The sequence below is a fragment of the Mycobacterium tuberculosis H37Rv genome (assembly GCF_000195955.2).
GTDB classification, from domain to species: domain Bacteria; phylum Actinomycetota; class Actinomycetes; order Mycobacteriales; family Mycobacteriaceae; genus Mycobacterium; species Mycobacterium tuberculosis.
In genome coordinates this window covers 3,108,411-3,121,280 of the sequence record NC_000962.3, presented here as the reverse complement: position 1 = coordinate 3,121,280, position 12,870 = coordinate 3,108,411, and the positions used below count along the sequence as shown (strand labels likewise).

Genomic DNA, 12,870 nt, shown 5'->3' with positions numbered 1-12,870 from the left:
CGGTGCCCGCAAAGTGTGGCTAACCCTGAACCGTGAGGGCATCGAGGTGGCCAGATGCACCGTCGAACGGCTGATGACCAAACTCGGCCTGTCCGGGACCACCCGCGGCAAAGCCCGCAGGACCACGATCGCTGATCCGGCCACAGCCCGTCCCGCCGATCTCGTCCAGCGCCGCTTCGGACCACCAGCACCTAACCGGCTGTGGGTAGCAGACCTCACCTATGTGTCGACCTGGGCAGGGTTCGCCTACGTGGCCTTTGTCACCGACGCCTACGCTCGCAGGATCCTGGGCTGGCGGGTCGCTTCCACGATGGCCACCTCCATGGTCCTCGACGCGATCGAGCAAGCCATCTGGACCCGCCAACAAGAAGGCGTACTCGACCTGAAAGACGTTATCCACCATACGGATAGGGGATCTCAGTACACATCGATCCGGTTCAGCGAGCGGCTCGCCGAGGCAGGCATCCAACCGTCGGTCGGAGCGGTCGGAAGCTCCTATGACAATGCACTAGCCGAGACGATCAACGGCCTATACAAGACCGAGCTGATCAAACCCGGCAAGCCCTGGCGGTCCATCGAGGATGTCGAGTTGGCCACCGCGCGCTGGGTCGACTGGTTCAACCATCGCCGCCTCTACCAGTACTGCGGCGACGTCCCGCCGGTCGAACTCGAGGCTGCCTACTACGCTCAACGCCAGAGACCAGCCGCCGGCTGAGGTCTCAGATCAGAGAGTCTCCGGACTCACCGGGGCGGTTCACCCCGAGAGGGGACGGAAACTCGGGGAGCCGATCAGCGACCACCGCACCCTGTCAGTCGTCAGACCCAAAACCCCGAGAGGGGACGGAAACCTTCAGCACCACCATCATCCGGCGCCTCAGCTCAGCATGTCGTCAGACCCAAAACCCCGAGAGGGGACGGAAACCCTTCGACGCCGGATTCGTGATCTCTTCCCGCGGATAGGTCGTCAGACCCAAAACCCCGAGAGGGGACGGAAACTGCCCCGGCGTTTAGCGATCACAACACCAACTAATGGTCGTCAGACCCAAAACCCCGAGAGGGGACGGAAACCAGCGAAATACAGGCTCCACGACACGACCACAACGCGTCGTCAGACCCAAAACCCCGAGAGGGGACGGAAACTCTTGACGATGCGGTTGCCCCGCGCCCTTTTCCAGCCGTCGTCAGACCCAAAACCCCGAGAGGGGACGGAAACAGGTTCGCGTCAGACAGGTTCGCGTCGATCAAGTCCGGTCGTCAGACCCAAAACCCCGAGAGGGGACGGAAACTTTATCACTCCCGACCAAATAGGTATCGGCGTGTTCAAGTCGTCAGACCCAAAACCCCGAGAGGGGACGGAAACATTTTGAGCGCGAACTCGTCCACAGTCCCCCTTTCAGGTCGTCAGACCCAAAACCCCGAGAGGGGACGGAAACGCCCCGTGGATGGCGGATGCGTTGTGCGCGCAAGTGTCGTCAGACCCAAAACCCCGAGAGGGGACGGAAACCCGACGATGGCCAGTAAATCGGCGTGGGTAACCGATCCGGGTCGTCAGACCCAAAACCCCGAGAGGGGACGGAAACTAGTACGCCATCTGTGCCTCATACAGGTCCAGTGCCCTGTCGTCAGACCCAAAACCCCGAGAGGGGACGGAAACCTGACGGCACGGAGCTTTCCGGCTTCTATCAGGTAGTCGTCAGACCCAAAACCCCGAGAGGGGACGGAAACCCTCATGGTGGGACATGGACGAGCGCGACTATCGGGGTCGTCGGACCCAAAACCCCGAGAGGGGACGGAAACTGGACGCAGAATCGCACCGGGTGCGGGAGGTGCAGCAGTCGTCAGACCCAAAACCCCGAGAGGGGACGGAAACGCATATCGCCCGCCACACCACAGCCACGCTACTGCTCCATGTCCTCAGACCCAAAACCCCGAGAGGGGACGGAAACACACCGCCGATGACAGCTATGTCCGAGTGACATCCTCCCAGTCGTCAGACCCAAAACCACGAGAGGGGACGGAAACTTGAACCGCCCTTCGCGCGGTGTTTCGGCCGTGCCCGAGTCGTCAGACCCAAAACCCCGAGAGGGGACGGAAACTACGACGACTGGGTCGCCACCGCGTCTGTTGACCGGCATTCAGGATGAGCATGATGGCGGCGTTGACGGTGAGGACGTTTGGTCATGAAATGACCCCGCCGGGAGATGTCCGGCGGGGTCGGTGGTGTTCGGGGTGTCGGTGTGGTGTTCAGTCTGCCGTGACTTCGGCGATGGCGGTGCGGGTGGTGGATTCGTCGACGATGGCCTTGTCGGCGGCGAAGGCGGCGACGAGGGCTTGCAGGGCGAGGTTGTTGACCGCGCGGGGGTAGCCCCGGCTGGTCTGGTGGATCAACCCGATGGCGTCGTCGGAGAACAGGGCATCGTCGCGTCCGGCTAGCTTGAGGTGGTGGCGTAGGTAGCTGCCGGTGTTGGTGTCGGTCATGGGCGGCATGGCATATCGGAGTCCGATGCGCTGGTCAAGCGCGGCGAGCACGCCGAGTTTCATCCGCCGCCGCAGGGTGGGTTGGCCGATGAGCAGGCAGGCGAACGGGCTTGACGAGTCGAGGTCGTGATTTGTCAAGAGCCGCAACGCCTCCAGTTGGTCATAGCCGAGCAGGTGCGCTTCCTCGACGACCACGACGGGGGTGCGTCCGCGCTCGGCTTGTTCGGCGGCTAGCGCGTCGGCGGCCTGTGGGGCCAGGGTGGCGTGGTGGGTGAGGGGTTGTCCGCCGAGCGAGGCGACGATGCGGTGGTGGATGCCCTGGACGCCGACGGTGGGGTCGGGCAGGTAGATGATGGTGTGGCGGCTGCGATCCAGGCTCGCTAGTGCGGCGCGCACGGCGACGGTCTTGCCGGCGCCGACTTCGCCGGTGATGACGCCGATGCGGCGGTCGGCGATGCACCAGCCGATGCGGGCGACCGCTTCGTTGTGCGCGCTGTGGCGATGCAGCATGCCCGGTGCCAGATCGCGGCCGAATGGCATGCGCGAAAAACCGTAATACGAGATCAGTTTGTGCATCATTTCGGTTGGGCCTCCTGGCCGGTGAGCAGGTCGAGCTGGCCGGGGATCTGATCGGCAGCCCCGGTGAGGGCGGTGTAGTTGACGCCGCGGGCGAGTTCGGCTGCGTGCGCGGTCTCGATTAACTGCGCGTAGTCGATGCCGCTGGGTTTGGGCGGTGCGGTGGGGGTTTCGGGTTTGGCTTTCGGGTGTGAATGGCGCCCGATGTGATACGGAATGGCCCGCCTCATCGGCGCGCCGGCCAGCCGCACCTCGATGCGGGTCAAATCGAACGGGTCGAACACCAACTCCACTTTCCGGCCGACCAGCGCCGGGTCGATCTCGTAGCGGTTGCCGTGCAGCGAGACGGTGGCGGTCTTGGTCACGCGGCGGTGCTCCTCCCACAGGAAGGCCTCGGTGAGCGTCTCGGGGGCGGGCAGCGGGATGGGGCCGCCGGCTGACCAGCGGGCCAGCGGGGTCTGCCCGGTTTCGGAATGCACGCTGCGGTGATAAACCGTTTCGACCCAGGCCGTAAACAGCCGATTCAACTCGGCCAGATCAGCGACGTAATGTCGGCCGACGACGTCGGGTTCGCCGGTGATCTCGACCAGGAACTGCTCGCGCACGGTGCGGAAGAACCTCTCTATCTTGCCCCTGCCTTGCGGCCGACCTGGCGTGGAATGAACAAGGCGCACACCGAGTTTCGCGCATGCCCGCAACAACCACGCATCCACATAGGGCGAGCCGTTATCGACATACACCGCGTTGGGCACGCCGCGGGAGGCCAGCGCCGGGCGCAGTGCGGCGGCCAGCCGCACCGTGTCCTCGGCATGGCCCCACCGGTAGCCGGGCACCAACCGGGAATGGTCGTCTAAGAACGCGAACAGATAGGTCTTGCGGAGATCAATCCGTATGCCGTGCAACACATCCCCGGTCCACAGGGCGTTCGGGTGCTCGGCTTCGAACCGGCCGAACACCGCCGGCGCCGACCCGGTGGTGGCGCCGGTGAGCCCGAGCCGGTGGAAGTTGCGTTGCAGGGTGCGTTCATCGGGCGCCCAGCCCAACTGGGTACGCAGGATCCGCCGGATTGCCGCCGCCGTGCGCTGCGGGTTTTCCCGCCGCAGCGCCACCGCCAGCTCCAGCACCTCGGCCGGGGTACGCGGTGTGCACTGGCGTGGGTTGGGCACCAGCGCGTCGAACCCGCCGGCCCGCCAGCCCCGGATCCAGCGGTCGATGGTTTGGCGGCTGATGCGCACCCGCCGCCCGAACGGATCGGTGTGCTCGCGTGAGGCCAACTCGCGCACCATCTTTCCCCGCTGCTTGGTGGAATGCGCCGCATCGGCGGCCTCCCAAATCAACTGGTAGCGAAACAACCCGATCGCCCTCGCGCGCTCCGCGCGCACCTTCTCCTCGTCATCGCCGACCGCCACCGGCCGCTCCTTTCCATTTGCTGTCTGTCAAAACACACGACAGCGCACAGGTTTACGGCCCGATCGACGGCTACGGCAGGGTCGACTCGTGTTGCACCCACTCGCCGGGCCAGCCCGGCGCCAACAACCGCCCACCTGACACCGCTACCGCGGTCTCAGCCAGCGACACCGTGGGCAGCGAAAACCGGCGCCCGATGGCAGCTGCGAGCGCGCCGATCGCCACCACCGCATCGACGAACCCGCCGCCACCTGCATCCGGCATCACCGGATCGGCATCGACCGCGCACAGCCACACCGTGAACACCGACCGCACCGCCTCGACACGCTCGGCAAACCGGCGCAGCCAGCCCCGCACCGTCTCCGCCGGGCGAGCCACATCCGTGGCGATCCGGCGGAACCCGACCCGGCTGGTGGCCTTCGCCGCCAGCGCCGACACGATCACCGCCGCCGTGTCGGCGCGGCGCAGCAACGCGCTCACCGGCAACAACACATGCGTCACCCCGCACCCGGTGCACCGCGACCGACGCGGGCACAACTCCACCGGACCAGCCGGGCCGCGTAACTGCCGCGACCGAGCCCGGCCCCAGCCCGCCAGCACACCCCCGCAAGACGGGCAGCTCAGCTCACCGGCCGCCAGCCGACGCTCGACTTGATCGACATCTGCTTCTACGGTGACCACTGCGCCTCCAAGCGCACACAGGCGGCCCTCCCGTAGCACTCCGGCAAGAGACGACGGGAGGGCCGTCGCCTACCAATGACCTGATCACCGAGCCGCCCCGGCACTACAAACAACAAACCCGGGTACGGCAAGCCCCCGCGCTGCTCACCGTCAGCGCCGGAACCGGTGTCCCTGTCGTACTAGAGGAACTGGCCAAACTAGGCCGCACCCTGTGGCGCTGCCGCCACGATGTGCTGGCCTACTTCGACCACCACGCGTCCAACGGGCCCACCGAAGCCATCAACGGACGACTGGAAGCCCTATGCCGTAACGCCCTCGGATTCAGAAACCTCACCCACTACCGAATCCGTTCACTACTGCACTGCGGCAACCTGGCTCAGCTGATCCATGCACTCTGATTCCGGAAGAGCCATTAAAGCTCATCGGTTCCACTCCACCAGCTTCATCCGCACGTCGACACCTGGTCCGAGCTTCTGCTTGAGGCCCTGCATAAAACCCCACTGACGCACCGCCTGGTCAGCCAAACGCCGACATAGCCGCTCCACTGCGTCGACCGGCTGGTTTTCATAGTCGCTATCACCGCGCGTATCCAACGTGTCCGTCGCGGAAGCGACCGGTCCCTCGTTCTCTAGCAGCAGCACCGCGAGCTGACGCTTGTCCACCAGCACCACCCACCGCATCTGTGCGAGCAGTTTGGGGAGCGTCGTATCGTCCCTGGCTGCGTACGTCATGTGCGTTCCTGCCTAAGCTCCTTCAGTCCCACGCGAATACCAGCCCGGCCGCGCTCCCGATGCACGGTAGGCGCCTGGTGCTGGCAATAGTTGGTGTCAAGCGATTATCGGTATATCGGCCACGTCTCTAAGTATGCGTCAATTGCTCGTTCGATTTTCAACCCATAATCATTCGGAACCCAATCAGGTCCAAAGGTCTTCATCAAGGCGTCGGAAAGCACGTCGATAACAGCGTCGCTCTGTTCGTTGGTTGGCTTCTCTGTGCGCCGAAGCTCGTCGAAGAGAGCGGGATTACGATTCTCTAATTCTTGCTCGATCACGGGACGGTGCTCCGTTGAAATAGCATCGAGAACGTTGCTCACGGATTTCTCCATCCAGCCCGGCTGTTCGCCCAGGCGGTTACCACTTGGCCATCTTTGTTTAGGACCACTGTTGCGTCTTTCCCAACGTACACGTAAGCGCCTCTACCAAGCTCATCCACTTTAAACTGGGGCGGCCCAACAGGATTCGCAACAGCATCCGAGGTGCCTCACGTAGAAGTGAGCGCGAAGCGTGGCTGGTGCCTCACGCATAGTGAGCGCGTGGGGGGCTTGCATTACTTCGCCTTGGCCAATCGGTTGATTGACGGTTGCAATGATTGCAGGTCGATGTGGCGGGCGGTGGCCAGGGCCTCGGTCTTGGTCTTGGCCAGGTCGAGCAGCTGCATTTGGATCGCGTTGATCTGGCGGGTCAGATCGGCCGGGTTGAAGCCTTCGATTCGGGCGGCCACGGTCGAGAGTTGCTGTGCATCAAGGACGCCCGATGCCTGCAGGCGCTGCCATGGGGTGGCCGGCTTGTCATAGATGCGCTTGCGGCGACCGTTGACGGTGCTGGTGTAGCCGACGGGCTTTTTGGTCGGGGTGAAGAAGTTGCACCGCAGCGACACCAACGGCCATAGCCGGTTGAGCAGCTCCAGCTCTTCGCCGGTGTCATAGCGCCAGTAGAACGCGTGTTTGCGCACCACATGATTGTTCTTGGACTCGACATGGGCCTGGTCGTTCTTCTGGTACGGCCGCGAGCGAGTCTGGGCGATGTCGCGGGCCTGCAGCCAGCCGGCGACGTCGTGATTGATGAACTCGCCCCCGCAGTCCGAATCGAAAACCGTCATCGGGAATGGGAACCGCTGCTGGCACTCCTTGATGCCCTCGAGGATCCACTTGGCCGCGTTGTTGCGGATCGAGGCGTTCTCGGTCCAGCCGGTCACCAGATCAGTCATCGTCAGGGTGCGGGCGAACTCGCCGATTAGACTCGGGCCGCAGTGCGCCACAGTGTCGGCCTCGATCACCCCCGGGACCTTGGGCGCCTCATCCGAACAGGTGTGGATGGTGATCGAATTACGCAGCAATGGTGAGGGTTTGGTTGTCGAGATGCCTTTGATGCGCATCCGCTCGCGGGCGGGTTTGAGGTAGCGGTCCACGGTGGCCGCGCTCATCGCCTTCAACTCCGCCACCGCCGCTTCGGTGGCGAACGGCTTGTCAAGATCACCGGCGGCGGCCTCAAGCGGCAGCCACAGCTCGAGCATCACCACCAGGTACTTGCCGCACGGCATGCCCATCAAGGCCCACACGTGCTCTAAAAGCGCCCTGGCGTCGTCACTGAAGCCCCGCGCCCGCAGCCTGCGCCCGTCGACCTGCTCGGCCGGCTCCGGCAGCCCCGGGCCGGTCAGCATCCGCCGGGCCGTCGAACGACCCATCCCGGTGGTGGACACCACCCGATCCAGGATCTTGGTCTTATCCGCCTTCGATGCCGAAGTGCCTCACTTAAAAGTGAGCGCGAAGTAGGTGTGGCTGGTGGGCAGTTTCCTCGTGTCCCGCCGCCGCGACACGGTGACCGTCGGCTGGCACACGAGCCGTGGGGTTGGCGGCCGACGACGGCGCTGGTCAGGTGTGCCGGAACCGGTCGATGATCGCTATTGCCGGTTGATATGGCGCTTGCCGGACCAGCCCCGGTAGCCGATGTAGCCCATCAACACGGCGAGGCCTCCGGTACTGATCAGGCCCAGCGTCGAGCCGTGGGTGCACACATTTAGCACGAACAGCGCCAGGAACAACACCGTCATCACTGAGTAGAACGCCGGGCCGTACCGGGGGTTGGTTTTCACGTGCGCGTCCTCACCGCCCGGGCTGGAAAGCCATCAGGGAGTGTCCCTGCGGCCCAGTGCGGCATGCGATTCGCCCCTGGTAGGGCTGTCGCCTTCAACTCGGCCACCGACGCCTCGGTGACGAGCGGCTTGTCAAGATCACCGGCAGCGGTCAACAGCGGCAACCACAGGTCATGCATGACCACCAGGTACTTGCCGCACGGCATGCCCATCAAGGCCCACACGTGCTCCAGCAGCGCCCTGGCTTCGTCGCTGAAGCCCCGAGGCCGAAGGCTACGCCCGTCGACCTGCTCGGCCGGGCCCGGCAACCTCGGGCCGGTCAACATCTGCCGCGCCGTCGAGCGGCCCATCCCCGTGGTGGCCACCACCGGATCCAAAATCTTGCCGTTGCCCCTCCCCATCACCGACGACAACAACAACGAGGCCATTCGAGGCGATCGATCGGCAGCACGTCGCCAAGCGACGATAGCGCTTCATACTCCCAGCGCCCGCGCGATGTCGCTGATCCGCCGGTAGAGGCGTCGACCCTCGAGGGGCAAGAAGCCGTGGTGACCGTAGAACTCGGCGGCGCGGTCGTCGATGGCGTCGACGACCAGGGCGCGGGCGCCGTAGTGCCGGGCACCGGCCACGGATCGGATGAGGGCATCGAGGAGAAGATCGCCACCGAGACCGGTGCCTTGCTCCTGCCGGTCGAGCGCCAGGCGAGCGAGGACGAGCACTGGGATCGGGTCGGGTCGGGTTGGCCCCGGCCCGGCCGCGATGGCACCCGGATCCGCTCGATGCTCCCCATGGCGAGCGCGTAGAACCCAACTACCCGCCGGCCTCGACAGAGCACCCACGTAGCGGCCGTGCCGGCGGCAGCCGCGACGGGCGCGACTCGGCGCAGCCAGTGGTCGAGAACCTCAACATCGCTGGAGAAGCGCGCCGTGTCGTGCCGGTCCGGGTCCAACAGCTCGACGGGGCCGAGCGCGGGGGTGCTCAATGGGGGGGAATGCGGCTCTTCCGTCTGGCGAGGCGCACCAATTCGGGAGCCGCCTCGTCGGGCTCGTCGAGCGCGGCGACGAAGCGGCGGAAAGCGGCCTCGGACAGCTCGATCCGGTTGGCCCGGGCCAAGAGATCGTGGGCGTGGTCGACCGCGGCGGACAATACGAACCCCGACAGGCTCTGGCCGGTGAGCGCGGCGGCGTGGCGAAGGGCCTGCTCCTGTTCAGGAGACAGGCGGAAGTTGAGGCGACCAGTCAGAGTCTCGGGCATGTACGTAATGTAGACGTACTTCGTCGACGTCTGATCGGTGTTGATGCGGCGAGAAGCGTTTCTCCGTGGCGGCCGAACGAGGTTCTGTTGTTCCCGACGTTCGCGCATCGCCACTCCGAGCGCGTCCGGCTGGTCGGAGTAACTCAGTTCCGCGGCCTCGGTGCGCAGTCCGACTAGGCTCGGGCAGGTCATGGCACGTCAACCTCTGGAGCAGCGGGTGGCCCGGGCGGCGCAGGCGGCGCTGGCCCGACAGCGGTTCGTCAGCGCGATCGATGTGCTGCTCGGCCTGGGCTGGCTGGCGCCCTCGCATGTCGACCAGTGGCGGCAGGGCCGCGTCGACTCGCTGGAGCAAGTCGTACAGGCCAACCTCAGCAAGATCACCGCCGTGATGGCCGCGTTGCGGCGCTGGGCCCGCGACCGGGGGCTCAACCCGTCGGAGACCGATTACGTCGCTCGCACTCGGGACCGCCGTCGGCTGCGGTTCAGCGTCACCGGCGAGGACGCCATCGAGCGCGCGTATCGCACGCATTGGGTGTCGCCGGAGCTCTCGGAGCGTGCGGTCGCGCGGCAGAGCCGGCGCCCCGATTTGGTCGTGATCATGCCGGTCAACGACTGGTCATGCGCGTCGTGTGGCGGCAGCGGTGACCTGATGTTCCTTGAGGACGCGGGGCCGTTGTGCCTGGACTGCGCGGACCTTGGCCATCTGGTCTTCTTGCCGTCCGGGGACGCCGCGCTTACCCGCCGGGCCAAGCGGGCGAGCCGGCTTTCGGCGGTGGTGGTGCGGTGGAGCCGGGCGCGTAAGCGATACGAGCGTCAGGGCATCCTGGTCGAGGCGGAGGCGCTGGAGCGCGCCGAAAACGAGTGCCTCGCCGATGCGGAGGTGCGCGCCCGCCGCCGGGAGCGCGACGAGGCGCGACGGGCCAACGAGGACCTGCGTCTGCAAGCCGAATTCGGCGCCGCGATTCGCACGCTGTTCCCGAACTGCCCGGCCGGCCGGGCCGAGGCGATCGCCCGCCACGCGGCCACCCGCGGCAGCGGCAGGATCGGACGTAGCGCGGCCGGACGGGCGCTCGATCCCGAAGCGGTGAGGCTGGCCGTCGCGGCGTCGGTGCGGCATATCGACACTTCGTTCGACGAACTGCTGATGTCGGGTGTCGACCGGGAAACGGCGCGGCACCGGGTGGGTGAGCACGTCGAGGAAGTGCTGCGCGACTGGCGCGCGACCAGCCGCTGAACCTATTACTACCTAGGTACGACCCTGGTAGCATCTTAGGTTGTGAAGTTGAGCGTGAGCCTGTCCGATGACGACGTCGCGATCCTGGACGCATATGTGAAACGAGCGGGATTACCATCCCGCTCCGCCGGCCTGCAGCATGCGATCCGCGTGCTTCGCTACCCCACGCTCGAAGATGACTATGCCAACGCATGGCAAGAATGGTCGGCAGCCGGCGACACGGACGCGTGGGAGCAGACCGTCGGCGACGGAGTCGGTGATGCGCCGCGGTGAGATTTGGCAGGTCGATCTCGACCCCGCTCGAGGTAGCGAAGCGAACAACCAGCGCCCCGCCGTCGTCGTCAGCAACGACCGGGCCAACGCGACCGCCACGCGTCTTGGGCGCGGCGTCATCACCGTCGTGCCGGTGACGAGCAACATCGCCAAGGTCTATCCGTTTCAGGTGTTGTTGTCGGCCACCACTACTGGTCTCCAGGTCGACTGCAAGGCGCAGGCCGAGCAAATCAGATCGATTGCTACCGAGCGGTTGCTCCGGCCAATCGGCCGAGTTTCAGCCGCCGAACTTGCCCAGCTCGATGAGGCTTTGAAACTGCATCTCGACTTATGGTCGTAGCTCTCGCAGGTTCCGCGTCGGGGAGACCACTGGGCACGCGCCGCTGGACGGGCTCGGGTTATCGGCCGGGTCGCCGCCCGGGTCCGCCGCACCACCAGCCGTTAGCCGACGGGCAGCAGCAGCCGGGAGCGCCCGAAATGCACCGCGTGGGTAGCCGGCTTGAGCTGCCGTCCGGTGAGTATCGGTTCCGGGGTGCCGAGGTTTCGCGCATAGCGGGGAAACCAACTACCGGCGATCAGCACCCGGATGCGGGAGTCGGCGCGGAATCGGTGGGCGATGGCGTCCAGCTCGACGCGGACCAGCTCCGGCGCGTCACCAAGGCGCCGGTAGCCGTCGCTGACATTGCGGGACCGGCCCTTCGCGTCCACCTCGCTGACCCGAACGAACACGTCGACGTAGGGGTTGTCCGAGCTGTGCACCAGCTCGACGACGGGGTTTCCGTGCACGCAGAGGTCGTGGGTGAGGGGCGCCCCGGTGAAGCACAGCACATCGGCGCGCGTGGCCAGCCGGCTGTCGTCGCGGTAACCGCCGTTGGATGACAGTAGCGGACCACCGGTGGTCGGTGTCGGGTCGGCGGGGTGGTAGCGAAACGTCGCCGGTGGCGTGCCGGAAGCCGGAGCGCTCTCACCCAGGCGGCCACCGGGCTGCAGGTACCACGCCCGCTCGGTGGTCGCCGGAGGCCAGTCCGGCAGGTGCCGCCAGCCCTGGCCGGTGACGAAGACCCGCACCGGGCTGGGGCGCAGCGCCGGCGCCCGGCCGAGGTGGGCGTCCAACCAGTCCAACGATTCCCGAGCGCCGGTGGCCAGCCCCTTGGTGAGCATCTGGGTGTGTGTCCAGGGACCGACCGTCAGCGCGACGTGCACACCCCGGTCGCGCAGGTGCCGGTACTGCTGCAGCGTCTGCCGCAGGAAGATGTCCTGCCAGCCGCCGACGAGCAGCACCGGGACCTGGACGCGGTCCAACGCGGCGGGAAACCGCAGTCGGTCCCAGAACGGATCGTCGCGGTCGGTGTGTTCCACCCAGGATTCGAACCACGGCGCACCCGTGCCGAGCAGCGTCCGGGCCGACTCACCCAGCGGCAACGTGGCGGCCGTCCGCGCCACCCGTCGCGGCGCGGTGAGCTGGCGGATTCCGGCCCGGATGCGACCGGGGTCTTCCTGGTGGGAAACCAGATCGCTCCAGCCCAGGAAGTCGTTGACCGTAAACGATCCGGTGCCCCACACCGAGGCCCGGAAGTCGTGCGGCCCCACCGTGATCACGGCCGCGGCCAGCTCCGGGGGCGGATCGTGCAGCAACGCCCACTGGGTGAAACCCAGATAGGGCAGGCCGATGGTGCCGAACCGGCCGGTGAACCAGGGCTGTTCACGCAGCCACGCCACCGTATCGGCGCCGTCGGCGGCCTCGTTGACCATGGGCTCGAACACGCCACCGGACCCGAACGTCCCGCGCACGCTCTGCAGCACGACGTGATAACCGCGGGCGGCGTAAATCCTGGCAAACACCAGCGAAAACGGAAACCGGCGCCCGTATGGCCCACGCACCAGCAGGGTGCCGACGGGCTGCGACGTGGCGGGTGCGTAGTGGTCGGCCACCAGCTGGACGCCGTCGCGCATCGGGACTCGGACGTGACCGACGGTGTAGCGGGTGGTTGCGCGGGGCAGACCCAACAGTCCGCCCAGGGCCTGCCCACCGACTCGTCCGGTCAGGGCGCGCAGCTTGGGCCGCTCGGGCCGAGCGGAGGTGGTACTCACGACGC

14 protein-coding genes and 23 other annotated features (2 of these 37 running past the window's edge) are annotated in these 12,870 nt (G+C 66.3%); of the genes, 4 read left to right on the top strand and 10 right to left on the bottom strand.

Annotated elements, in window-relative coordinates:
- Positions 1 to 2,096: a repeat region (4392 bp direct repeat region. This region is a possible MT-complex-specific genomic island (See Becq et al., 2007).), on the top strand; it begins 2,296 nt to the left of the window's first position.
- Positions 1 to 758: a mobile genetic element (IS6110-11, len: 1375 nt. Insertion sequence IS6110. This region is a possible MT-complex-specific genomic island (See Becq et al., 2007).), on the top strand; it begins 617 nt to the left of the window's first position. (Overlaps the previous feature by 1,375 nt.)
- Positions 758 to 777: a repeat region (20 bp partial direct repeat, CCCCGAGAGGGGACGGAAAC,of sequence GTCGTCAGACCCAAAACCCCGAGAGGGGACGGAAAC. This region is a possible MT-complex-specific genomic island (See Becq et al., 2007).), on the top strand. It overlaps the preceding feature by 1 nt.
- Positions 813 to 848 (top strand) — a repeat region (36 bp direct repeat, 36 out of 36 bp identical to sequence GTCGTCAGACCCAAAACCCCGAGAGGGGACGGAAAC. This region is a possible MT-complex-specific genomic island (See Becq et al., 2007).).
- Positions 887 to 922, top strand: a repeat region (36 bp direct repeat, 36 out of 36 bp identical to sequence GTCGTCAGACCCAAAACCCCGAGAGGGGACGGAAAC. This region is a possible MT-complex-specific genomic island (See Becq et al., 2007).).
- Positions 961 to 996 (top strand) — a repeat region (36 bp direct repeat, 36 out of 36 bp identical to sequence GTCGTCAGACCCAAAACCCCGAGAGGGGACGGAAAC. This region is a possible MT-complex-specific genomic island (See Becq et al., 2007).).
- Positions 1,033 to 1,068, top strand: a repeat region (36 bp direct repeat, 36 out of 36 bp identical to sequence GTCGTCAGACCCAAAACCCCGAGAGGGGACGGAAAC. This region is a possible MT-complex-specific genomic island (See Becq et al., 2007).).
- Positions 1,105 to 1,140, top strand: a repeat region (36 bp direct repeat, 36 out of 36 bp identical to sequence GTCGTCAGACCCAAAACCCCGAGAGGGGACGGAAAC. This region is a possible MT-complex-specific genomic island (See Becq et al., 2007).).
- Positions 1,178 to 1,213: a repeat region (36 bp direct repeat, 36 out of 36 bp identical to sequence GTCGTCAGACCCAAAACCCCGAGAGGGGACGGAAAC. This region is a possible MT-complex-specific genomic island (See Becq et al., 2007).), on the top strand.
- Positions 1,251 to 1,286, top strand: a repeat region (36 bp direct repeat, 36 out of 36 bp identical to sequence GTCGTCAGACCCAAAACCCCGAGAGGGGACGGAAAC. This region is a possible MT-complex-specific genomic island (See Becq et al., 2007).).
- Positions 1,325 to 1,360: a repeat region (36 bp direct repeat, 36 out of 36 bp identical to sequence GTCGTCAGACCCAAAACCCCGAGAGGGGACGGAAAC. This region is a possible MT-complex-specific genomic island (See Becq et al., 2007).), on the top strand.
- Positions 1,398 to 1,433: a repeat region (36 bp direct repeat, 36 out of 36 bp identical to sequence GTCGTCAGACCCAAAACCCCGAGAGGGGACGGAAAC. This region is a possible MT-complex-specific genomic island (See Becq et al., 2007).), on the top strand.
- Positions 1,469 to 1,504, top strand: a repeat region (36 bp direct repeat, 36 out of 36 bp identical to sequence GTCGTCAGACCCAAAACCCCGAGAGGGGACGGAAAC. This region is a possible MT-complex-specific genomic island (See Becq et al., 2007).).
- Positions 1,545 to 1,580 (top strand) — a repeat region (36 bp direct repeat, 36 out of 36 bp identical to sequence GTCGTCAGACCCAAAACCCCGAGAGGGGACGGAAAC. This region is a possible MT-complex-specific genomic island (See Becq et al., 2007).).
- Positions 1,619 to 1,654: a repeat region (36 bp direct repeat, 36 out of 36 bp identical to sequence GTCGTCAGACCCAAAACCCCGAGAGGGGACGGAAAC. This region is a possible MT-complex-specific genomic island (See Becq et al., 2007).), on the top strand.
- Positions 1,690 to 1,725, top strand: a repeat region (36 bp direct repeat, 36 out of 36 bp identical to sequence GTCGTCAGACCCAAAACCCCGAGAGGGGACGGAAAC. This region is a possible MT-complex-specific genomic island (See Becq et al., 2007).).
- Positions 1,762 to 1,797: a repeat region (36 bp direct repeat, 35 out of 36 bp identical to sequence GTCGTCAGACCCAAAACCCCGAGAGGGGACGGAAAC. This region is a possible MT-complex-specific genomic island (See Becq et al., 2007).), on the top strand.
- Positions 1,835 to 1,870 (top strand) — a repeat region (36 bp direct repeat, 36 out of 36 bp identical to sequence GTCGTCAGACCCAAAACCCCGAGAGGGGACGGAAAC. This region is a possible MT-complex-specific genomic island (See Becq et al., 2007).).
- Positions 1,911 to 1,946: a repeat region (36 bp direct repeat, 35 out of 36 bp identical to sequence GTCGTCAGACCCAAAACCCCGAGAGGGGACGGAAAC. This region is a possible MT-complex-specific genomic island (See Becq et al., 2007).), on the top strand.
- Positions 1,987 to 2,022 (top strand) — a repeat region (36 bp direct repeat, 35 out of 36 bp identical to sequence GTCGTCAGACCCAAAACCCCGAGAGGGGACGGAAAC. This region is a possible MT-complex-specific genomic island (See Becq et al., 2007).).
- Positions 2,061 to 2,096: a repeat region (36 bp direct repeat, 36 out of 36 bp identical to sequence GTCGTCAGACCCAAAACCCCGAGAGGGGACGGAAAC. This region is a possible MT-complex-specific genomic island (See Becq et al., 2007).), on the top strand.
- Before the next feature lie 148 nt (positions 2,097 to 2,244).
- From Rv2813 to Rv2805, 8 genes are all read right to left on the bottom strand, one after another.
- Positions 2,245 to 3,057, bottom strand: a complete 813-nt coding sequence (locus Rv2813; RefSeq protein NP_217329.1) for a hypothetical protein — start codon at positions 3,055 to 3,057, stop codon at positions 2,245 to 2,247.
- Positions 3,054 to 4,463, bottom strand: a complete 1,410-nt coding sequence (locus tag Rv2812) for a transposase (protein NP_217328.1) — start codon at positions 4,461 to 4,463, stop codon at positions 3,054 to 3,056. Before Rv2812 ends, Rv2813 begins: the two co-directional genes overlap by 4 nt.
- Positions 3,056 to 4,464, bottom strand: a mobile genetic element (IS1604, len: 1409 nt. Insertion sequence IS1604. This region is a possible MT-complex-specific genomic island (See Becq et al., 2007).). (Overlaps the previous gene by 1,408 nt.)
- A 69-nt stretch (positions 4,465 to 4,533) precedes the next feature.
- Positions 4,534 to 5,142 carry a hypothetical protein gene (locus Rv2811; RefSeq protein ID NP_217327.1) on the bottom strand — a complete coding sequence of 203 codons (609 nt, stop codon included), beginning with the start codon at positions 5,140 to 5,142 and terminating at the stop codon, positions 4,534 to 4,536.
- Positions 5,139 to 5,537 (top strand) — a mobile genetic element (IS1555', len: 399 nt. Probable defective Insertion sequence element, IS1555. This region is a possible MT-complex-specific genomic island (See Becq et al.,2007).). It overlaps the preceding gene by 4 nt.
- Positions 5,538 to 5,561: 24 nt before the next feature.
- Positions 5,562 to 5,873, bottom strand: coding sequence for a hypothetical protein (locus Rv2809; RefSeq protein NP_217325.1), 312 nt, complete (start codon positions 5,871 to 5,873; stop codon positions 5,562 to 5,564).
- A 104-nt stretch (positions 5,874 to 5,977) separates the two neighbouring features.
- Positions 5,978 to 6,235: a hypothetical protein gene (locus tag Rv2808; protein NP_217324.1), complete on the bottom strand. Its 258-nt coding sequence runs from the start codon at positions 6,233 to 6,235 to the stop codon at positions 5,978 to 5,980.
- Between the two features lie 233 nt (positions 6,236 to 6,468).
- Positions 6,469 to 7,623, bottom strand: coding sequence for a hypothetical protein (locus tag Rv2807; RefSeq protein NP_217323.1), 1,155 nt, complete (start codon positions 7,621 to 7,623; stop codon positions 6,469 to 6,471).
- Positions 7,624 to 7,821: 198 nt separating this feature from the next.
- On the bottom strand, positions 7,822 to 8,013 hold the full coding sequence (locus Rv2806; RefSeq protein ID NP_217322.1) for a membrane protein: 192 nt from the start codon (positions 8,011 to 8,013) through the stop codon (positions 7,822 to 7,824).
- Entirely contained in the window at positions 8,010 to 8,414 is a 405-nt protein-coding gene (locus Rv2805; RefSeq protein ID NP_217321.1) for a hypothetical protein, read from the bottom strand. Before Rv2805 ends, Rv2806 begins: the two co-directional genes overlap by 4 nt.
- On the opposite strand from Rv2805, the gene Rv2804c reads away from it, so the two are divergent.
- On the top strand, positions 8,187 to 8,816 hold the full coding sequence (locus Rv2804c; RefSeq protein NP_217320.1) for a hypothetical protein: 630 nt from the start codon (positions 8,187 to 8,189) through the stop codon (positions 8,814 to 8,816). The genes Rv2805 and Rv2804c overlap by 228 nt on opposite strands.
- Before the next feature lie 175 nt (positions 8,817 to 8,991).
- On the opposite strand, the gene Rv2803 is transcribed toward Rv2804c, so the two are convergent.
- Complete coding sequence (locus Rv2803) at positions 8,992 to 9,459, bottom strand: hypothetical protein (RefSeq protein YP_177678.1); 468 nt, start codon at positions 9,457 to 9,459, stop codon at positions 8,992 to 8,994.
- Between Rv2803 and Rv2802c the strand changes: the two genes are divergently transcribed.
- From Rv2802c to mazF9, 3 genes are read left to right on the top strand one after another with little or no spacing between them, the layout of a single operon-like run.
- Positions 9,458 to 10,501: an arginine/hypothetical protein gene (locus Rv2802c; protein ID NP_217318.1), complete on the top strand. Its 1,044-nt coding sequence runs from the start codon at positions 9,458 to 9,460 to the stop codon at positions 10,499 to 10,501. The genes Rv2803 and Rv2802c overlap by 2 nt on opposite strands.
- Before the next feature lie 42 nt (positions 10,502 to 10,543).
- Entirely contained in the window at positions 10,544 to 10,774 is a 231-nt protein-coding gene (mazE9, locus tag Rv2801A) for an antitoxin MazE9 (RefSeq protein ID YP_007411507.1), read from the top strand.
- The gene (gene mazF9 / locus Rv2801c; RefSeq protein NP_217317.1) at positions 10,758 to 11,114 is read left to right on the top strand and encodes an mRNA interferase MazF9; all 357 of its coding nucleotides are present in this window, start codon (positions 10,758 to 10,760) and stop codon (positions 11,112 to 11,114) included. Before mazE9 ends, mazF9 begins: the two co-directional genes overlap by 17 nt.
- A 101-nt stretch (positions 11,115 to 11,215) precedes the next feature.
- Here mazF9 and Rv2800 read toward each other — a convergent pair whose 3' ends face one another.
- Positions 11,216 to 12,865, bottom strand: a complete 1,650-nt coding sequence (locus Rv2800; RefSeq protein ID NP_217316.1) for a hydrolase — start codon at positions 12,863 to 12,865, stop codon at positions 11,216 to 11,218.
- Between the last annotated feature and the right edge of the window lie 5 nt (positions 12,866 to 12,870).